Annotated in this window: 15 protein-coding genes and 1 tRNA gene; 4 read left to right on the top strand and 12 right to left on the bottom strand. The window is 56.0% G+C overall.

The features are described from left to right. The first annotated feature begins 2 nt into the window (after positions 1 to 2). The 3 genes from AC2TAD_RS13705 to AC2TAD_RS13695 all read left to right on the top strand — a co-directional run bounded on the left by AC2TAD_RS13705 (position 3) and on the right by AC2TAD_RS13695 (position 4,753). A complete protein-coding gene (locus tag AC2TAD_RS13705; RefSeq protein WP_480868310.1) occupies positions 3 to 1,028 on the top strand; it encodes a trans-3-hydroxy-L-proline dehydratase in 1,026 nt (341 codons plus the stop codon). 111 nt (positions 1,029 to 1,139) lie between these two features. Beyond that, positions 1,140 to 2,300 carry a tetratricopeptide repeat protein gene (locus AC2TAD_RS13700; protein WP_480868309.1) on the top strand — a complete coding sequence of 387 codons (1,161 nt, stop codon included), beginning with the start codon at positions 1,140 to 1,142 and terminating at the stop codon, positions 2,298 to 2,300. A 239-nt stretch (positions 2,301 to 2,539) separates the two neighbouring features. After that, entirely contained in the window at positions 2,540 to 4,753 is a 2,214-nt protein-coding gene (locus tag AC2TAD_RS13695) for an NADP-dependent isocitrate dehydrogenase (RefSeq protein ID WP_480868307.1), read from the top strand. Positions 4,754 to 4,980: 227 nt separating this feature from the next. Here the strand turns inward: AC2TAD_RS13695 and AC2TAD_RS13690 are convergent, their stop codons facing one another. From AC2TAD_RS13690 to AC2TAD_RS13635, 12 genes are all read right to left on the bottom strand, one after another. Continuing rightward, a complete protein-coding gene (locus tag AC2TAD_RS13690) occupies positions 4,981 to 6,087 on the bottom strand; it encodes a transporter substrate-binding domain-containing protein (protein ID WP_170355103.1) in 1,107 nt (368 codons plus the stop codon). 44 nt (positions 6,088 to 6,131) lie between these two features. Next, positions 6,132 to 7,394: a peptidoglycan-binding protein LysM gene (locus AC2TAD_RS13685; RefSeq protein WP_480868305.1), complete on the bottom strand. Its 1,263-nt coding sequence runs from the start codon at positions 7,392 to 7,394 to the stop codon at positions 6,132 to 6,134. Between the two features lie 19 nt (positions 7,395 to 7,413). Beyond that, on the bottom strand, positions 7,414 to 8,202 hold the full coding sequence (locus AC2TAD_RS13680) for a PP2C family protein-serine/threonine phosphatase (protein WP_480868303.1): 789 nt from the start codon (positions 8,200 to 8,202) through the stop codon (positions 7,414 to 7,416). A 3-nt stretch (positions 8,203 to 8,205) separates the two neighbouring features. Further along, positions 8,206 to 9,222, bottom strand: a complete 1,017-nt coding sequence (locus AC2TAD_RS13675) for an FHA domain-containing protein (RefSeq protein ID WP_480868302.1) — start codon at positions 9,220 to 9,222, stop codon at positions 8,206 to 8,208. 207 nt (positions 9,223 to 9,429) lie between these two features. Next, the gene (locus tag AC2TAD_RS13670) at positions 9,430 to 11,571 is read right to left on the bottom strand and encodes a serine/threonine protein kinase (RefSeq protein ID WP_480868300.1); all 2,142 of its coding nucleotides are present in this window, start codon (positions 11,569 to 11,571) and stop codon (positions 9,430 to 9,432) included. A 336-nt stretch (positions 11,572 to 11,907) separates the two neighbouring features. Then, positions 11,908 to 13,194 carry a dynamin family protein gene (locus AC2TAD_RS13665; protein WP_480868298.1) on the bottom strand — a complete coding sequence of 429 codons (1,287 nt, stop codon included), beginning with the start codon at positions 13,192 to 13,194 and terminating at the stop codon, positions 11,908 to 11,910. Further along, the gene (locus tag AC2TAD_RS13660) at positions 13,191 to 15,233 is read right to left on the bottom strand and encodes a dynamin family protein (RefSeq protein WP_480868297.1); all 2,043 of its coding nucleotides are present in this window, start codon (positions 15,231 to 15,233) and stop codon (positions 13,191 to 13,193) included. The genes AC2TAD_RS13665 and AC2TAD_RS13660 overlap by 4 nt, the downstream gene beginning before the upstream one ends. Positions 15,234 to 15,300: 67 nt before the next feature. Beyond that, a complete protein-coding gene (locus AC2TAD_RS13655; protein ID WP_480868295.1) occupies positions 15,301 to 16,146 on the bottom strand; it encodes a hypothetical protein in 846 nt (281 codons plus the stop codon). A 23-nt stretch (positions 16,147 to 16,169) separates the two neighbouring features. Next, entirely contained in the window at positions 16,170 to 16,571 is a 402-nt protein-coding gene (locus tag AC2TAD_RS13650; RefSeq protein ID WP_480868294.1) for a hypothetical protein, read from the bottom strand. 32 nt (positions 16,572 to 16,603) lie between these two features. After that, entirely contained in the window at positions 16,604 to 18,307 is a 1,704-nt protein-coding gene (locus tag AC2TAD_RS13645; protein ID WP_480868292.1) for a dynamin family protein, read from the bottom strand. A gap of 8 nt (positions 18,308 to 18,315) precedes the next feature. Beyond that, a complete protein-coding gene (locus AC2TAD_RS13640) occupies positions 18,316 to 20,328 on the bottom strand; it encodes a dynamin family protein (RefSeq protein WP_170754041.1) in 2,013 nt (670 codons plus the stop codon). Between the two features lie 3 nt (positions 20,329 to 20,331). Further along, positions 20,332 to 20,739 (bottom strand): hypothetical protein, encoded by a 408-nt coding sequence (locus AC2TAD_RS13635; RefSeq protein WP_174821893.1) that lies wholly within the window; start codon positions 20,737 to 20,739, stop codon positions 20,332 to 20,334. A 296-nt stretch (positions 20,740 to 21,035) separates the two neighbouring features. Between AC2TAD_RS13635 and AC2TAD_RS13630 the strand changes: the two genes are divergently transcribed. After that, positions 21,036 to 21,120, top strand: a tRNA-Leu gene (locus AC2TAD_RS13630). Positions 21,121 to 21,152: the final 32 nt, after the last annotated feature.

Below are 21,152 nucleotides of genomic sequence, written 5' to 3'. Positions count from 1 at the left end.
AAATGCGCAGCGTCAAAACACTCCACGTCATATCGGCCCATGCAGAGGGTGAAGTGGGTGACGTCATCGTAGGGGGAGTGTTGCCCCCGCCCGGAGATACCCTGTGGGAACAGCGCTCGTTCGTTGCGCGGGATCAGACTTTGCGCAATTTTGTTCTCAATGAACCCCGCGGTGGTGTCTTTCGCCACGTGAACCTTTTGGTGTCGCCCAAACATCCCGACGCGGATGCCGCATTCATCATCATGGAACCCGAAGATACGCCGCCCATGTCCGGTTCGAACGCGATCTGCGTCGCTACCGTTTTGCTGGACAGCGGTATGATCCCGATGCAAGAGCCGGAAACGCATCTGACGCTGGAAGCGCCGGGAGGTCTGGTCAGGGTTCGTGCTGAATGTCGCGATGGCAAAGCCGAGCGTATTCATGTTCGGAACCTGCCCAGTTTCGCGGACAAAATTGCCGCTACACTGGATGTGCCCGGTGTGGGGGAGCTGGTCGTTGACACAGCATATGGCGGCGACAGCTTTGTCGTGGTCGACGCGGCGACATTGGGTTTTGATATCGTAGCGCACGAGGCTCGGGATCTCGCGCGCATTGGGGTAGCGATTACCAATGCTGCGAATGAACAGCTGGGTTTTACCCACCCTCAGAACCCGGATTGGACCCATATCTCATTCTGTGCGTTTTGCGGCCCGGTTCAGGCGACTCCGACTGGCTTGACCGGAAAATCTGCCGTGGCGATTCAACCGGGCAAGATCGACCGCTCGCCAACGGGAACGGCTGTCTCGGCTCGAATGGCCTTGATGGCCGCGAAGGGAGAACTGGCTGTTGGTCAAACATTCGAGGCCGTTTCGATCATTGGTTCGCGTTTCACAGGCTGCGTTACCGGGCATGCGGATCTGGAAGGCAGACCTGCTATTATCCCCGAGATCAGTGGCCGAGGTTGGATCACCGGCACCCATCAGCACATGCTGGATCCCGATGACCCATGGCAAGGCGGGTATCGGTTAAGCGACACTTGGGGCGTTTAGACGACACCGTGCCTTGCAGGCATCACGTGCGATCTGTTGCACGGCTCAAACCTTTTTAGCGGCAGGCCTCATTACTACCTTAAGGAGAGTTGCCTCTGCTAAGGGATACTCTTGAAAATTCGGATTGCCGCCCTGTTTATTGTTGCAACCGCGCTGCTGTTATCAGCAAACGCGCCGTCTCGATCCTCGGTCAATTATTCCGAGCTTTCGCTGACTTGTTTCGGCGGCAAGGCAAAGCACACCGAGGCAGTGTCTGCGTGTACGACGCTGTTGAATGGGAACGGAGCTAACGAGGCCAATCGTAATGCGCTTTTTAGATTCAGAGGGTGGGCGTATCACCGCGACCGGCAATTTGACATGGCGGTTGCGGATTACACTCATGCTTTGGCCGTGTATCCCAATGACGCAAATTCACTCTTAAGACGCGCGTTCGCCTATGACGCCCTTGGTGACACTCAGGCGGCAGCAGCGGATTATGACAGCGCGTTGCAGATAGATCCTGACAGTTTGTTTGCCCTGTACCGCAAATCCGGTTTTGACAGACGGAACGGGCGTCCTCTGGCAGCAAGGCGCGGGTTGCAAACGGCCCTGAAGATCGACTCGGGCTATGGAAAGGCGGGTTATGAGTTGCTGGATCTAAGCTATGAATTGAACGGCTTTGAGGGGGTTGAGGCGTTCCTAAAACAGGCCAAGGATCGCTGGCCGGACGAAGATTGGGTGTATTTCTCTCAACTGCTTTACGACCTGAAATACACCGGGAACCACGACAGTGCGCTTGAGGCGGCACATAACCTTGCGCGGCTAGAGCCGGGCAAAGCATCAGATTTGTACTGGCCGGCTTTGGTTCATCTCAAGATCGGTGATGAGAACAAGGGGATCGAATATATAAAGAAGATTGCCGTCCTTCAGAAGGGTGACGTCGAAAAAGATAAGGGCATCTTTTTCACGCGATGGTATGACGCAGCGATTGATTGGTATATGTGGCGCGGCGAAAGAGAGTTGCTATCGAGCGGTCGGCTTTTTGCTTTGGCAGGCAGGCCTGACTTGGCGAAATCAGAATTGGAATCGGCGCTGCAAAGGTTCGGATATGCCGGGCGAAAGTGGGTTTTGAACTGTTTGTTTGCCCCGGCTGGCGTTTCCGTTCCATGGGCGGCTTATGCCGGGTCCGAAGATCATTTGGATCAGGTGGTCCAGGACTATGTCCTACGAGTTGCCTGGGACATGAGCTTCTTCCAACTTGAGAAACCGGTGTCGGAATCGACTGACCAATAGTTGCGTTTTTTCCTTCGGTTTGTGTTTTTGTCGTGCTGGATGCGGAACAATCGACCCACCCGTGTCAATTTGCGCCCCAGATAGGGAATTGATCCCAAGGCGATCCTGATTTAAGGGAGGCCCTGTCAAATCAGAGTCACCGTTGGGGCGGTAATCTTGTCGCGCCCCGCTTTGGCCACGCAGAAGTGGCCAGCTCTTGGAACGCACGCCCCGAAAGGCTTTAAAAAAGGTAAAAGAATATGGCAGATAAATCAGACTTCGACATATTGTATACCATTGTAGACGAAGCGCCCGAACTGGCCAGCGCCTCGTTCCTGCCCATCATTCGCAAATTCGCATCCGCCGCGGGCGTGAGCGTTGGAACCAAGGATATTTCTCTGGCCGGGCGCATTTTGGCGACCTTCCCAGAGAACCTTACAGATGCACAGCGCATCACCGATGATCTGGCCGCTTTGGGTGAGCTGGTGAAAACCCCCGAAGCCAACGTGATCAAGCTGCCCAACATCTCGGCCTCGGTCCCGCAGCTGGTGGCCGCCGTCGAAGAGCTGCAATCACAGGGTTACGACATTCCGAACTATCCCGAAGAACCTTCGACCGACGAAGAAAAGGCCATTCGTGCGCGCTATGACGCCATCAAGGGTTCGGCCGTGAACCCGGTTTTGCGCGAAGGCAACAGCGACCGTCGTGCCGCAAAAGCAGTGAAAAACTACGCCCAAAAGAACCCGCATTCGATGGGTGAATGGGTCTCGGACAGCAAAACCAAAGTGTCGTCCATGTCCGGCAATGATTTCTACGCAAACGAGAAATCGGCCACCATCACCGCCGCCCAGGCAGGCGATGCCAAGATCGAATTCGTGGGCAAAGACGGCGCCACCACCGTTCTGAAAGACGGCTGGCCGCTGGCCGAGGGCACCGTGGCCGACGCGACATTCATGTCCGTCAAAGCTCTGTCCGCGTTTCTTGCTGAGGCCATTGAGGACACGAAAAAAGACGGCACCATGTTCTCGCTGCATATGAAGGCCACGATGATGAAGGTCTCGGACCCGATTATCTTCGGCTATGCGGTTAAGGCGTGGCTGGCTCCGGTGTTTGACAAATTTGGTGCTGAGCTGGATGCGCTGGGTGTGAACCCGAACTCGGGCCTTGGTGATCTGCTGGAGCGGGTCAAAGACAATGCCGAGATTGTAGCCGCCATCGACGCGATTAAGGCCGACCGTCCGTCCATGTATATGGTCGACAGCGACAAGGGCATCACCAACCTGCACGTACCGTCGGACGTGATCATCGACGCCTCAATGCCCGCCGTGATCCGCGCGGGCGGTAAAGGCTGGGATGAGGCCGGTGCCAAAGGTGACACCAACTGCGTGATCCCCGACCGTTGCTATGCACCCGTCTATGACGAGACGATCAACTTTTTCAAAGCCAATGGCGCGCTGAACCCGGCCACTGCCGGTGCGGTCGCCAATGTGGGCCTGATGGCGCAGAAGGCTGAGGAATACGGCAGCCACCCGACCACGTTCCAGGCACCTGCCGACGGCACTATCCGTATCGTTTTGGCCAATGGCGAGACGCTGCATTCGCACGACGTCGAGCAGGGCGATATCTGGCGGTCCTGCACCGTCAAGAAAGCCCCGATCGAGAACTGGATCCAGCTGGCCATGGACCGTCAGCGCCTGACTGGGTCCGAAGCGATCTTCTGGCTGGACGCCAATCGCGCCCATGATGCTGAACTAATCAAATACGTCACACCGGCGCTTGAGGCGGCTGGCGTGGCTGACAAGTTCATGATCCTGGCCCCGCGTGAAGCGACCCGTCAATCGCTAGAGACGATCACCGCAGGCAACGACTCGATTGCGATCACCGGAAATGTACTGCGCGACTATCTGACCGACCTGTTCCCCATTCTGGAACTGGGCACCTCGGCCAAGATGCTGTCCATCGTCAAACTGATGAATGGCGGCGGCCTGTTTGAAACCGGTGCGGGCGGTTCGGCCCCAAAACATGTGCAGCAGCTGGTCGAGGAAAGCCACCTGCGCTGGGACTCGATGGGTGAATTCTGCGCGCTGGGTGAATCGCTGAACTTCCTGGCCGACAGCAAAGGCAACGCCAAGGCAGGCGTTCTGGGTGCTGCGGCCGAGACCGCAACGCAGGGTATTCTGGATCACAATCGCTCGCCCAGCCGCAAAGTTGGCCAGCCCGACAACCGCGACAGCCACTACTGGTTCGCCCGTTACTGGGCCGAGGCTTTGGCCGCGCAATCGGACGATGCCGAACTGGCCGCCGAATTTGCACCATTGGCGACGGCACTTGCAGACGGAGAAGAGACGATTCTGGCGGAACTGGCATCCGCGCAAGGCAGCGCTGCTGATCTGGGTGGTTACTATCTCACCGATCCGGCTAAGACCGCAAAGGTTATGCGCCCGAGTGCAACTTTGAACGGTTTGATCGATTAACATCGGTTGGCCCGCGTTATGGCGTGAGGCGCAAAGAAACTAGAAAAGTAAAAGGGGCCGACCCCCAAAGTCGGCCCCTTTTAGAGTGAGTGGAGAGTTCGAAACCTCACCTGGTGTGTTAGCTGCATCCTATACTTCCAGAAAAGTCTGGTAATTGGGGGATTCCCTTAGGGGCTGGGTAGTCTAAGAAAGGGCTGGTTTTTCAACCGGCCCTTTCTTGTTTAGCCTTAGTTGGACGCTGCGTTGAGCTTTTCGTTCTGCTCGCGCAACGTATCCGAGATGATCGCATACCATTCGCCGGATTCACGCATCTCATTAAGACCCTTGTTCATCATCGCGATGTATTCACGAGCGAACGGGTTGGTGCGGTGCGCCAGGAAGCTCATCGACGACAGTGTTGAGACATAGGGGTTTTCTACGATGTCGCTCGAGGTCAGGCCCATGTCTTTCATGGTCGCAGCGAACAGTTCCACTTCGAATGCGGCGACATCTGCAGTACCGGTCAAAACCGCATCCAGGCATTCGCGTGCCGAGTTTGGTTGAACCACAGTTGTGTTGTCGTAGTTCAGGCCAACTTCTTCAAGAACGACCATGCTCCAACCCTGCATACGGCAGACAGTTGCACCTTCGAAATCTTTGAAAGTGGTGGCGTTTGTGTAGTCACTTTCGGGCAGGGTATAGAAGCCGCCAACCACATCATAAACCGGCACCGAGGCCACGAATTGCGTACAACGTGCTTCGGTTTCGGGGGACCATTCATAGGTGCGGTTCGTGCAATCCGGCACAGTCCAGGCGATCGAAATGTCAAACGCGCCGAGCGGCAGCAGAGTTTCCAGGTGCGAAGACCAGTCATCGACAAAGCTGACAGAATAGTCACGCTGGTTGCCCGCACGCTGTAGGCTGGTTGTCGCCAGACGGGTCATAATGCCGCCGCCGCTCAGGCCTTCAGTGGTGAAGGGCTCCCAGCCGTTGCCCGCAACCATTTTGATGGGCGGCGCATATACGTTCGAACGTTTGACGCTTGCCGCGCGTTGTTCTTCGGCTGCAATGATCTCTTGCGCGGACTGACCGTTGGGAAGGCTGCCATCTTCACAGGGCAGAGCCAGAACAAGGCCGGGTTCCAGAGCGTTCGGGTTGGTGATGATGTTGCGGTTCGCGTTGAAGATCGGCTGGTAGTTCGATGTGCCATAGGCTGCGATTGCAATGGTCGCCATCGTGTCGCCATCGGAAACGGTGTAGTTTGTGCAGGCTTCCTGTGCCGCGGCGGCTCCGGCGCTCAGGGCAGTGACGGCGGTGGCCGACAGCGCAACTTTCTTCAGATCAATATTAAACATGTCCTCATCCTCCAGACATTATTGTTGTTAGGCCAATTGGGGCCTTAGCCATTTTCCATTTGATACCGCAGAGCGTTTGACACGATGTCGCGCCACTCTCCGGATTGCTGCATGATTGCCAGACCCTGGTTGAGCGTCTCAAGGATCGCTTCCCCATCCGGATTATCTTTGTGGGTCATGACGTTAAGCGACTTGATCGCCGCAAGGTTGGGGTTTTCGATGATGCGGTGTTCGTATCCCAGGCGCGATATCGCCTCGACAGCCAGGTGGGCTTCGATTGCGACGATATCTGCGCGGCCTTCCATGACTGCATGGAAACAGTCGTCAGGGGACACTGGGCGAAAAAGTGAGATTGCGGGTTCGTAAAGGCCAACTGCGTCCATATGGGACAACGTCCAACCTTCGGGTCGGCAGATCGTGGTGCCGGCGAAATCAGCATAGGTCAGGGTCTGCTCATAGCCAGAACCTTCGCGTGCGAAATAGGTGTCGACCACTTCATAGAATGGGTTCGAGAAGTCGTAGGTTTCGCAACGGTTGCGGTCTTTCTCCGACAAGGCCGCGGGTTCGTCGCAATCCGGTCGCGACCAAGGGAAGGTTGCGTCAAAGGCCAGTGTCGGCATCAGAAGGTCCAGATGCGAGGACCAGTCGTTGACGAACTGGATCTTGTATCCCTGTTCCGGCGCTGCACGTAGCATCGCGGTTTCCACAAGGTTTGTGTATAGCCCCCGATGCGGCAGAGCTTCGTCTGTGAAAGGTGCATAGTTGCCGCCGGTAATCAGCAACAGCTGACGGTCGCGAATTTCAGGCCGCTCGCTTTCATCCGCATCCCGGATCAGCGCGGCCGCTTCGGCGCGAGCAGCTTCAATTTCCTGCCGGGCTGCAGCTTTGGCTTCCAAAACTGCTTCCTGGCTGGTTTGCTCGGCTTCTGCCTCGGCTGCCGCGACGCGCGCTTCAGCTTCGGTAATGGCCTTTGCAGCACGCTCCTCTGCGGCCTTGACCAGTTCGGACGCCATCTCGGCGGCCATTGCCTCAGCCTCGGTTGCAGGGGGTGTGGGGGCTCGGCCTACATCTTCAAGACAAGGCAGGGTTAGTACGTCACCCACACGAATTATGTTCGGATTGTTCCCGATTACATCGCGGTTGGCGTCAAAGATGATGCCAAAATCTTCGGTCGAATAAACTTGAATAGCCAGCTCGCGCAGACTGTCGCCGCGCTGAATTTCGTAAGTCGAGCACGCCTCTTGCGCCGAGACGGTGCCGGTCGCAGCCGCAAGAGCCAGGCTGGAGATGATCAGATGAGGTCTCATGTGTCCTGTCGCTTTGCCTTTAATCGTTTCTTGTCAGTTTCAGAACTGCGATGGACGCATTGTCCTGATCGGGGTCGTTTTTGTCGCGCAAGGCGCGCCACAGCGCGTCTGCGATATCTTGTGCCAAAGCCTTCGACTGCGTCTGCAGGATGTGCTCAATCTCGGGGTTGCTAAGATATTGAAGCCCATCGCTGCCAGCGATCAGTACGTCCGATGTGGTCAGTTCCAGCGGGAGTTCAGGGCAATCCACTTTCGGGATAGCGGCACCCATGATGACTGAGGTCAATTGGTTCCGATCCGGGTGCGACAGCGCCTCTTCTCGGGTCAACTTGCCCTCGGCCTGTTGCGCGTCGATGATCGGCGCCATCGAGTGATCTTCGTTGACTTGCCGCAACATTCCGTCCCGAAACAAGTACAAGGGGCTGTCGCCAATCGAGATCCAAAAAACCCGCTGTTCCAAAAGCAGGATGCCCAGCATGGTTGAACCCATGTTGAACCCCTCACCCTGTTCTTCGGAATGCTGTGCCACGGCGGCATTGGCCTGCATGGCGGCCAATGGCAACGCGTCGATCAGCGCACTCTCGGTTGGTACGGTTTCTTCCAGTTCAGCGTCCAGCGCCTCGCGCCATGCGGTTATGACAAGTTCTGATGCTACATCGCCCGCCGCGTGCCCTCCCATGCCATCGGCGACCACGATATACCCGGCTCCCGCTGCATCGAACATGCGCGCAGCGACCGCGTCTTCCTGCGATTCACGCCGACCCTGATCTAGGATCAGCGCAATGTCATATGCCGGGGTTGCCAGCATCTATCAGGCGTCCCGCCAGTCAAAGCCATCATCGCAGAAGGCCGCAAACCGAACTGAGGTTTCGCTGATGCGGATCAAGTCGCCGCTGTTCAGCGCTACGGTGCTAAGGACGGGCTTGCCGTTCAGGCGCACCAGATTGGCCTTGCCGCCATGACCCAGATAGCATTTGCGATCTTCGGGGTCATAGGCGATGACAGCGTGGTTGCTGCGGGAAATGCCGGTGTCGCCAAAGTCCAGCTGAATGGCCTGATCGTCGTTGCGCCCGATTTGCATCAGGCCCTCTGTCAGCGTTATGCAGGCTCCGCGTCCTGGGCCGGCCGTCACAACCAACCAACCAACCGGGAATGTTTGCTGCGCGCTTTCCGTCTTGGCCACTGGTTCGGATGTTTCCATCAGATCCTGCACATGCGTGTCGGCACGCTCAAAGCCCAAGAAGGTGGTTTTGACCCGTCCACGACGATCCGATTGTACCGCTTGCGGGGCGGGAGGTGTCTCAACCACCTCGGCTGTGGTTTCTTCTGACTGAGGCACCAGAGGTCCATCGACCACTTCCGCGGTAACTTCTTCGATCTGGGCTGAGGGTTCCTCGGCAACGACTTCGATCACGGGTTCCGAAGTGGTGGCGTCGACCAGAACGACCTCGGTTTCGGCAATGGTTTCCTCGGTGGCGACGTGGAGCGTTACAATTGGGTCTTCTTCGACCTGTTCTGGCTCAATCTCGTCTGCAGGCTCGTGCGCTTCGGCAACAACTTCAGACAGGATTTTGTCATCCGAGGCGTCGGCCACGGGTTCATTCTCTGCGAACTCTGGCATGTCCTCTTCGGGAAGCAGATCTTCTGTGTCTTCGTAGCTACCCGATGACGGCATGTTGTTACCCGCCAGAGCGACTCGCAGCGCATTGAAATCCGCAATCGGTTCGGGTTTGTCAGCGCTGACCTCGGTAACCTCTTCGGTTTCGGGTTCTTTCGGCTTGCCGGCACCTTCTAGAAGCCGGCTCAGAGGGCTTTTGTATTTGAACATGGTGGCGACACCTTTGCTTCTGTGCACGGGACTTCAGTCCCATGGGGCTGCTACTCACCTTCGCGCAGGTCTGCGCAATGGCACTGATGATTGGAAACCGTAGTCACTGTTACTTTCCGCGACGGGCCGGGCCCCGACAGAGATGTACGAACTTGCGCACGATCCTCAGCAAACACACACTGGCGGATACAAAACGAACCGGGTGAATTACTCCTGCGCTAGTTGCATGACGGCATCGGTTTGGGCTCCGTTGCGCAAAACGGTCAGGCGGGCTTGTGGTTGGTTCTCGGCGACCAGAGCCGTCAGCATTGCATCCAGGCTTTCAGGGCCATCCAACACATTTCCCGTCTGCGCTTCCGATACCAAAACATCGCCTTCGCGCAGTCCGCCTGCAGTGTCAGTCGGTACTGTCTTGACTATCGTTGACCACCCCTGGCCGTCTGAATTTCGGATTGTCAGGCCATAGCCGTTTTCCAGGCCGACCATGCGCATCGCCGGGAATGCCAGAAGGCCGTTCATCGCTCTTTTTTCACCCAGCGGACGATACCGAGCTGTGACGCGGATATAGCCATCGGGGTCGACGTTCAGGTCGTTCAACACCTGTGCTGCAAAACTTGCGTCGGACTGTACTGGCTCTCCGTTGAGGGTATAGATTGCGGCGCCACGTTCGACCCATTCGCCGATCACCGACATATCTTGAGTCGGGTCGATTCCAGTGACGGCGATTACATTGCCAGTCGAGACACGCCGTTTGGAAATCTGAAATGGGATTTCCACGTCCCAATGCGAAAAGGCGAATTGAACCTCGGCAAGGGTAATTTGGGTGTCATCCGCAGGGGCAGGGAGTTCGGCTGTCTGGGCTTCTGCCTCTTGTGTGACAGCCGGTTCAGCCAGGGTCTGCTCGACAGGTTCCGGCTCTGACTCCACCTGCTTGGGTGTCTCTTCGATCGCGACGTTGACTGCGTCGTCTGTTGTGGCTGGTTCTGCAACTTCGGCTTCATCTATAGCGGCGGGTTCCGGGATCTCGGCGGCCGCCTCAATCTGCGCGAGGGCGACCTCGGGGTCGGTTGGCTGTATTGCAGGCTCGTCTTTGCCCGACATTGCGAAAATGCCGCCCGCGGCTAGGGCAATAGCAACAACCGCAACACCGGCCATCATTTTAGCCCCGCCGCCTGAGCCGTTCTTTACGATCGTGTCAACTGCGACCGGAGGCTCCTCGGGTGCTTGAAAAGTCGCCAGTTCGTCCTCTTTCTTGTCTTCATGACCCAGGGCGATGTCAGGATTACCCGCAAGCAAGGCTGTCACGACAGCCTCGGCGTTTTCGCTTTCTGCTTTGACCCGAGCTTTTTCTGCCTCTTCGTCCAAACGATCCATCGCGACGATGACGGAAACAGGGCGATATTCAAACGTATCGAACATCACGCCGGGGCCGCGGAACATACGCAACCAGTCCAATGCCGTTTGCAGACGGTCTGTAGCGTGAACCTCCATCGCTTTGTCGATCGCTTCCAAGAAGCCGTCGGGATATCCCTTGTACCGTCCAGCCAGAGGAAGGTACGGATCTTTGGTGCCATTGTTGAAGGCGTTCAACCGGGATTGCCCATCGACCGGACGCTCGCCACTGATCGCGTGATACAAAGTCGCGGCCAGTACATAGAGATCGCTGCTGGGGCCTTGTTCTGCTCCGCGTACGTAAAACTCATGCGGAGAGTAGCCGTCTTTGATCACCCGCAGTGTCAAAAGTGCAGCAGATTGGTTCGCGGCCTGCTCGCGCGCGGCGCCAAAATCGATCAGTTCGGGTTCACCGTTGCTGTCAATCAGGATGTTGTCGGGCGAGATGTCGCGATGCAACATTCCGCTTTGGTGGATGAATGACACCGCCGACAACATTTTCTCGGTTACCTGAACAATAAAGTCAGGTCCGGCGTTGTTGTCGGGGTTCTCGACGTAGTCCAGAAGATCGCAACCCTGGATGAAGTCCATTGCAATGTAGGCGGTGTCGTTGTCTTCGAACACCTGATGCACGTCGACAATATTGGGATGGACCAGCCGTGCGTGATTGCGGGCTTCCTGAATGAACAGATCAATGATTGCGCGCAAGTCTTCTTTTTGCCGGGGGTCGATGGGTTCGACCGCATCACCGTTACGCTGGCACAGAGCGCCCGGATAGCATTCCTTGATCACGACCTCACGGTCCAGGCTGTTACGCGCCAAATATGTGATCCCAAAACCGCCATTGCTGAGAAACCGCAGGATCTCGTACTGGCCGCGCAATAGCTTTGCGCCCGGTTGCAGACCTTCAATTTTAGGTTCGTCGTGCGTCGCATCGACAGCCTGATTATGGCTCATTTCTTCCCGCCCATTCTAATCATTTTGCGGCCGCATTTTTGCTGAAACAGCGCGTCAACTCACAAACAAACACAACCGCAGGACAACTAAGAATGTTAGACGATTCAAATTTGACTTTATTGGGGCCGCCTCATGGCTTCACTGAGAACGGGAAGGCGCAATAATCAACATCTGGTGGTGCGCTAAGGCAGAAAGCTAAATGTTGATGTGTTGGTGCAAAAGAATGCGGACTGAAGGCCGGTTTTGGAATGATTGTTCACTGATTCCGAAACAATGAACGCATGATTCTTGACACGACGAATCGCAGCTTAAAGGCACAATCCTAACGTGATTGCGTTAAGTGCCGGTACGCGGTTGTGATGACTCAACCCGGCTGCCTGCCCAAGCGAGGTTGTCGCTGAGCTGGGCCAGAATGCTGACCGCATCCTTCAAAGGCGCATCGCCGCTTTCAAATTGCAGCAGCAACAGCAAATCCGTGGCTTTTTCGAATTCAGCTGGAATCCAATCGGCCTGCGGATCTATTTCTCCGCCCTGTTCCAAACGTTCGGCGAAATCCTCGACGATTTCTTGGCAACTGGTCAAAAAGGCCGTGGGTTCAATTTCGGAGGATTCTCGCAAGTCCTCATAGATACTGGCGATCGCGGCAAGCCAGTCTTCAAGGATCGGATTTTCCAGCGGTGGCAGCGCGGATTCCAGGACCGCCTGCATCTTGGCTGTGTCAGGCTGCGCTGGTTCGGGTTCGTCAATATCCAGCGTTTGCAGAAAGGGTAAAAAGTCTTTCTCGAGATCTCTTTGCGCAGCGGAGATGTCATGCTGGCGGCGGTTTGATGCGATTTCCAATACCTGTTCGGCCAAGTTCTGCCCGCCGCAAGTTTCCCAAAGGGCGAAGTCTGGTTCGGGTTCCTGCGCCATGGCCCGTACTGCCACCGGCGTGCCAATTGGCAACACCGAGCGGAACATTTCGCCGTTTTCCTTGTTCAATCGCGCAAGGACCCGGTCCAGTGCATCACGGACAGGCGGCAAATCGGCATGCGTTACGGCCAGCAAACTATTAGCACGCAGTTCCTGCGGAACCTGGGACCACAGATGGCGCTCGGTCTCACGCCAGGCGTGGGTCCCATTGGTACACCAGATCGCGCAATCGACGAATTTCAACAAATCCAGTGTTGGCTTGTAACTGTCGTCCAATGCGCCGGTTCCAGGCAAATCAAACAACGAAATCTCCTGCAGGGCAGGGGTGTTAATCCCCACAGAGATAAAATCTGGATTTTCCTGAGCCGCCTTTTCCAGCGCAATACCGGAATACACTTTGGGTTCTTTGCCCCACCACCCCACTGTCGTTTCAGGAGTTTCGGAATAGGCAACGATCACCAGCGGCAGTTTCAGATGCTGCGGGCCGGTCGGTAGAATGTCGGCACCCGCCAGCATATTGGCAAGGCTGGATTTCCCGGCACCAAATTCTCCGGCGAAGCCGATATTGACCGCGTTCGAAAGGCGCTCGGCATGGGCCAATGCGCGATTGCGCATTTCGTCCAGCTTGGCGTCAGTGGGAAGGTCTTCAGTCGCGGTCAGAAAGTGCTCAAGCTTACGCACTTCCTTCTCGGTTCCCGGAAATTCGATCATTCAGCTGCCTCAGGTAAAGTCTCGTTCGCGGCGTCAGCTCCGAAAACGGTGTCCAGTTCGTCTGCAACACGCCGGGCATTGTTATACGCCTCTTGCGCTTCGGCCTTGGCATTTGTTTCGCTTGAACCAGAGCGACTTTCAAGGTGCCCTGCCAAAAGTGCCATGTAATGATCCAGAACTGTGTTCAACCGCTCAAGCAAGTCACTGCGAGCAGTGTCGACCAGATCATCCCCGATCATTTCAAATTCCTGAACGATCATGTTCTCAGCGCGGGTAACAACGCTTTTACGCGAAATCAGGCGCGACAGCCATGTCACGCGCAGCTCAACCGTAATTCCGCGTGTCAGCGCCGTTGTGTCAGGCCGGAACCACCGTACAGCGCTTGTGTTCATTCGGTTGTCGGTCTGATCCTGCCAGCCGGGCAGGGCGCGCAAGGCGGCGTTGCTTTGCATGTCGATCGCGTATAATTCACTGAGCATTCGCTGGCGAATAACCTGAGTGGCGCCTTGGACTAGTTCGCGCATACGATCGCGCAGCGGGCCGAAATTCAGTTCCGTCTCGCCGCCCTTTGCCAGCAAGGGTGAATCCCCATTGGGTCCACGCACCACGTCCGATACCGCTTCGGCCACTGTATCGTCCATGACACCGCGCAGATTGGCTAGAACTTCATCCATTCCGTCGATGATCTCAGACGTCTTGTCAGCCACTTTCGCGCGCAACCCGGCCAGAGTTTTGTCGTTGTCATCTTCGCTTTCCGGTTTGCCAGAAATTTCTTCCTCGATGGCCCGCAGATGCGCACGAGACCGTTCCAACTCTCCCTTGGCGAAACTGTCCAAGTGTTGCCATGCCATACGAAGCTGTTCATCGCGCGGGCCGTGGGTCAAAGCGCTGGTAACGTGGCGACGCAGATCGGGAAGCCCAGATGCGATCATCGCAGCAAACCTAAGGACGCCTTCGCGGCTGATCGGACCGGGCCCTTGTTTGATTTCTTCAACACCGTCCAGATATTGCTTCATCTGTTCGGGATGGGCGCGAAGCCATGCAAGGACGTGGTCATGGTTGACGCCAGTATCGTCGCCCGTAAGCGCGTAGTGGGCCCACTGCGCACTGCCCATCAGCACATCGATGTCCGAATTGCCAAGCGCCTTGTCCAGCCCATCTATTACGTCGGCGCGCACCTTGACGGCATCCTCTGCACCACCGCCCAACTCGTCCACGCGGTTGATAAACACTACGATTTGACCCAGTTCGAGCGCCTGCATCAAGCGGAACAATTTCAGGTCCGCCCGTGACAAGGCTTGGTGCGCCGACAATACGACAACGAAAAAGTCTGATTCTTTAAGGTACTGGCGCGAGATTTCTTCGCGGATCAAAAGCGGGTCGTTTACTCCGGGCGTGTCCGTGACTGTCAGCGGAAAAGGAAAATGGCCGATGTCAAAATAGACCTCAGCCTTTCGGGTAATGTCGCTGTATAGACCGCGGTCCGAGCCGGGGTCATGGTTCCCGTCGTCAGTCGGGTCGTCGCCTGCACAAACGTACCGCGCCAAATCGTCGGTCGTCAGATTATCGAGGTCGTGGTGCTGACCCAACAGGTCCTTGTAACTCATACCCAGACGCAGTTTGGCGCGCGCTTTCATCGCATCAACCTGCTCTTCGATAATCTCGCGCTTATAACTGTCCTCGTCATCGGGGAACATATTGCGCAGCTCTTCACCTTCGGCGATCAGAGATTGCCACTGCCGGTTGTCAAAGAAATGAAACTCGGCCCCTCTGGTGCGGCCCGAAGGATGCCCGAAATGCATGTCGGTAATGACCGTCGTCCAAGGATTCACATCCGAAGGCAGAAACTCTGCCTGACCGGTGAACCCGTTAATCAGCCGCGATTTGCCCGCTTTGATCTGCCCGACAAAGGCAATAGAGGGCTTGAGATCCGTAAGATCAGCGACAATACGGGAAATAAACTGACGTGTTTCTTCGTTGCTTAGACCTTTCAGATCTTCGGCAACCCTTATTAATTCGCGACGTTGATTTTCACTCATAACATTTACCCTGGTTACTCGAACTCACAGATTGAATTCGCCGAAAATTTGAACGCTTCAGGCCCGGTCATCTGCCTGAGCCTGTTAGAGACTTCCACAAGTTTACCGCGGCACCCAGTTTGCGGCTTTCATGGATCACAATAGCGGTCTGTTGACCATCTTTGAGCGCGGCCAGCGCAGTTCCCCTGCCGCCGGCTGGTCGCATTACGATCAACTGAGGACCGCGATCGTCATTTGTAGAATCCTCGCTCCAACCGACTAGGTCTTTGACGAATTGTTCCAAAACGGTTTGGTCGGCGTAGACTGGCTGCCCTGATGCACAAACGCCGTCGGTGTGGACGTCGAACTTATCCCCGATATGGATACGGCCAAGCGCGAAAGATGCCGCGCCGTCAAAGAACCCGCTCGTAAGTACAGACTGTTCGTCGGCTGGCGCGTCGTCTGTAGCGGGCTCTGGCACGATTGAAACGATCGGTTCAGATGGCAGTTCGACCTGAAAACAGGCTTTCGATATCTCGCTGAAAGTGATGCCGACGTCGTCGGCTTCTAGCACGGCGTCTGGTTGCAACGATATCAAACTCAGCGGTCCAGGAGCTGACGCGATATCCGTAACGATTTCGGCCAGTTTCTTAGCCAGTGTATCACGCGGTTGGGTTTCGAAGTCAGGGGCGATCCCGGTTCGAACGCGAAATACATCCGTCACCCTAGAGCTGTTCACTTCGATAGCCAGGCAATCGCCATTTGCCGCTGTAAACTCCAGACGGCGCGGTAGTATCGTTCCCCGAATGGTGCGCAGGACCTGATCGCGCCGGGTCTGCGCTGAATCACCTGTCAACGTAACGGCGGGGTTCTGGCGTGCCACGGACGAACGTCCAATATCCTCGAGCAGGTCGAGTATTTCCGCATCCATCATACTGTGACCTCCTCTGGTCTCGCTCAAACCGCCGCCGTAACCGGCGCGAGGCTTAGATGTGATTTTGTAAGGGCCAAACCGATATTGGCGCTGCTGCGGCAGATGTAGCAGACAACGTGACCCGGGTACGCAGGAGTGCGCAGGAAGATATTGATCCGGTCGCCAGCCAATACCGCGATTTCGCCAAAGCCCTCTTCCTGTGTGTCTTTCGTTCCAATACTGCGCAAAAGCGCCTCAAACCCACGGACACCGCGCCCCTGAAACAGGTTGGCAACAGCAATTGCCAGAGTGTCCAGAACACTCTGGTCTTGCGGGTCGGGCGCATGAGCACCCAGCAACATGCCCGTTTCCATATCGACATACCCGGCTGCGATGCAGTCGGGTATGGTCTCGGTGGCTGTGATCAAAGCGGCTTCGATTTTCATCTTACGTACTGCTTTTCTATTTCAGAAACCTGTTACAATACATGCCACTCGGCCCCGCCGTTTTTGTTTGCCTCAGGCAATGGTGTCACCGTGGATTTGGTGCCGCGCGCAAAGTGTTCCGCCGCGATCTGATCGTATTCGTCCAGGAAAGACATGAACTTTTTTTTCAAACCTTCGGCGTCCTGCGGCAGCTCCTCATCTTCAGAGATCTCGCGCCACATGGCGGCGGCGCTGAGAGGAGAGCCCGCAGGAGCGTTCAGTACATCCTCCAGTCGCTCCTTGTGGACCGGTGGTTCCGACCCGTTCGGCAGCGAAACGACCTGCATATCGATCAACCCCGAGGTCTCGGGTTCTGGCTCGAACTCTTCGCTATGTTTCGCCTGCTCGGCCATGAGCGCCGTGATAGAAGAAACCGATGTTTCAGCGGGTGTTCCTTCTGCAACTTCCCGGGTGTCTTCCGTCTGTTCAGGTGTTACCGACAGCTTATCTTCAAGCGAAACCATAAAGGTGTCGGAAACGTCTTCATCCTGTTCAGCGTCCTCAGCCGCGACCTCTGCGACTAAGTCTTCGTCTTCTAAGTCCTCTTCGTCCAACAGGTCATACTCATCTTCGTCGGACGTGTTCAGCGGTGCATCGGTCAGATTCAACGTAGGGCTCGGCGACTCGCGGAAGAAAGCGCGCAGATCGTCCTCTTCTTCCTGCGTGTCCGCAATCGGTGCTGCGTCAACTGTACTGGTGGTCATCTCGGCCCTCAGACGATCTGCCTCATCGGGCTCGATACGAGGAGCGCGTTCACTGTCGTCAGCGCGCAATTCCACGCGGGCAGGGCGCACGGGGAAACTGGTGACAACTTCGTCGCGATCCAGTTCGAATGGATCGACTTCCGGGTTCACCAACTGCAATGGAGAAGACTGATCCTGCTGAATCTCGTCAACACGATCATGCAACGCCATGGGAGATAGGCTGTCGTCGATCTGGTACCGCGCCAGAAGATCGGCGCGATGGTCCATGATCTGTTCCGTAATCTCAAGGAAGCTGTCGACCATCTTCCCGCCGCCGCTGCGTGCCCAAAGCTCGGCATCGCCGCTTTTGTCGCGTGCGGTAATTGCATCACGAGCCGAGAACAAGATCGAACGATTGAACAGATGCCCGGCCTCGCGATTGACGCGGCGCAGGACTTTTTGCCGATCCTTGGGGCCCAACACGTCGGCACGCGCCACCAACAGTAACGAGTTATTCTGAAGCCGTTCTGGCAACGCCACCCATGTTGCGCGTTCGGTCTCGCGCCAGGCCTGGGTCGCGTGGGTACACCACAACACACCATTGGCCTGACCAACGGCGCGCCGCCAGACATCGTCCGAGATTTTGGGGTCCGAGATACCGGGCGTGTCAATTAGATCAACGGCCTCCAGAATGTCAGCTTCAAGGAAAATCCGAATGAACTGAGCATCGTTCACTCCGACGGTTTCCAGTTGATCCAACGTGATATCATCGCGCGAGCCATCGTCGCGCTGAACGTAAGCAGATTGATCGCCCCAGCTGAACCAAACCGGCGGCAGTTGAGTTGCCGTCACCTGCGTTGGCAGCGTGTGCGACCGCAGTAGAAAGTTCATCAAGGTGGATTTGCCGGCGCTGAATTCGCCCATAAGAGCGAAGATAGGTTTGCGGCGGGACCATTGCTCGACGCGTTCCCATGCCTTGGATGAAACGAAGCGGGTTTGTGAATCTTTTGCCATGTCGCTACTTATGCTGCCTCGTTGCTAAGATCTTTCAGGATATCGCCCAGGATATCGTCCCGCGATTTCTGGGGCGCCCCACCCGCCAACAGTGCTGCGTTTGGATTTGGAACGGCTTCGGCCGAGGCCGAAATGCTCAGCAATGTCTCTTTCTGCTCACGCAAGAAGTCTGACAGAACAGCACGGACATTTTCCAACACTGCAGCAACCTGGTTTTCTTCGATGTCTTTGGTGATCGAATTCGCCTCGGAAGCTATCAACCGCGTATAGTCCGCAGCATAGGCTTCGAACCCTTTACGACGCTGCCACCAACGACGCCACCATGTGCTTTGCAAATCCAGTGCGATGGTCCGGCCAATTCCCAATGGGGGCGGGACCCGTGGCACGATGGGGGCTTCGATGGCAAACTCGCCTAGATGATTGCCCAAGAGCTTCTGATACAGGGCTTCGACATCCGAGGCCGCGGTTGAGTACAGCGAACCGGCTTCCTTGCGCATCGAGCGTGCAAAGCTGAAATAGGCTGCTTTTTGCAAGGTGCGTAATCCTGCCGGATCATATTGCCACGTGCCTTCTTCTCCATTCTGCTCGAGATGAGAGATCAAAGAGTCCGTTGCACGTTTGACAAAATTGGATTCCGCCGACTTCAGACGTTCGATCACTTTGTCACGTAGTGACGTGGTCAGTTCCGCCACTTTCTTTTCGTATTGTTCGGTGATCTTTGCGATTGCCTCTTCGGTCGACACACCATCCAGGTCTCGGACAATGCCGTCGCTATTAGACAGGCTCTTGGCGACTGCAGTGGCGCGGATTTGGCTTGCAATATTGCGCGCCCTGTGGCGGACGCGCTCGAGAAGGCGGTTGCCTGCCCCCTCTGCGATCCGTTCATTCATGGCCAGCAAAAGGTCTGGCAAGCCCGAAAGCGCCCAGATTTTGTCGAGTGAGGGTGCCTGATCGCCAAACCCGGCGGCCAGATAGAAAGTGTTCAAAGCCTCGCGCGATTCCTCGGTCAGGATATCGGGATTCCCGGTGATCGCTGCCTCGGCCCAGAGCGCGCTGCCAAAAACGACGCTGGTGTTGGCGTCGATGTTGTTTTGCTTGAGCGTGTCTTGGATGCGATCTCGGATTTCCGGAACCTGATTTACAGGGTCCGCCAGTTCGTCAATTCGGTTGACGAAAAGGATAATCTGGCGGTTTTCAAACTGTGCGATAATGCGCATCAGCGCCATATCCATAGTTGTCAACGCCTGGCTTGCAGCCAGAACGACAACGCAGACTTCGGACCCCCGCAGGCTGCGCAGAGTGATCTGCTCGCGCACCATGAAGGTATCGTTCACGCCGGGTGTGTCGCAGAGCTTCAACGAAATGGGGTACTGCGGAATGTCCATGAATAGGTCAGCGGACTTGGTGACGTCGGCAAATCGTCCGGTTTTCGGATTGATGTCCGGATCATCCTCATCACCCAGACAGACATAGCGCTGGATAAGCTCTTCGTCGAAGTAGTCGTATTGGTGGCTTTGCCCCAGGATCAGGTCGAAATGCTTGCCCAAGCGTTCTTCTGACTTATCCTTCATCTCGCCGATTTGACGGCGGATATCGTCCATTTCGTCGTCTGCCCCAGCACGATTTGCCAGTTCGCCCAAACGACCACCACCGATCATCAGGTTGTCCCATTCTTCCTGCTCGAAGAACGTGAACTTGGACCGTGTATCGCCTTCGGTCCGGGTGTTGATGTTCAACGTCGTGACCACCGAGGTCCACGGGTTTACATCAGAGGGCAACAGGGCAGGGCGCCCGGCCAAAATGTTCACAATCGAAGACTTGCCCGCCTTAACCTGACCAACCAACGTAACGCTGGCAGTGAAATTTTCGATCTTAGTTTTCAGCGTGGCAAGCCGGGCGGTCGAGCGCGCGTCTGCCACCTCAGTCAGCTGGTCGATCTGCGTCGTCAGCGCGGACATGGCCGACGTCATAGGCGTCAGAGCTTCGTTGCCAACGGACAAAAGATGGTCATTGCGCGCCATAGTTCAGCCTCCGGTTCCGGTCGCGGCGATATGGTGTGGGACCTGATCGGGCTGGGTGCTGGTCAGCGTATCGATGCGTGCGATCAGGTTCAAAGCATTCCCCAGTATCGCCGCTTCGTCGACAGGGGTGATTGTTTCATAGGCTCCGGAATCGGCAAGCACTTCGATCGAGCTGAAACACTCACTGTTTTCCAGGCAGGCAAGACGACGGCCGGTCGGGAAACCTGCGGATTTGGTCTTGGGCAGAGGCATCCGGGAATTGGCTAACAGGTAGTGGCCACCCGAATGGGTCCGCAATGAGATACCAAACCCTGTGTCGGGATGATCTTTGGTCAGGGTTTTGAGTTCACCAAGAAAACTTTCGCGTGCAAGACCAACGGCGTCTTGCTCGGTAGCAGCAGAGTTCATCATGTTGGTCACAGTTACGACCCTTTTGTTGAAGTTGAGCTGGAAACTCGTATGTGGCCCAGAGGCAAAAAGACTCGGTCAGTCCTCAGCCCCCATCAACTACTGGCAAGGCGGTGTTATTTTGACGCGAATAAGATTTTTTGGCGTTTGAATTGTGGCGCAAATGTGGTGCGTGAATTTCGTGCGTAGGATTCTTTGAAAATCGTGGAATAAACCTTTGCTCTGGATGAAATTCCCTCTCGCACTTGCTTTCAAGCTTTGCTATTCACCCGATCACTCTGACAGGTTCTGTCTAGGATGCGGGTGTGGCGAAATTGGTAGACGCACCAGATTTAGGTTCTGGCGCCGCAAGGCGTGGGGGTTCAAGTCCCTCCACCCGCACCAAGTATTCATTGTAATCATTAATTAAATTAGTG

It is taken from the genome of Ruegeria sp. HKCCD7628 (assembly GCF_057221005.1).
This window is presented reverse-complemented; position numbering and strand designations above follow the sequence as displayed.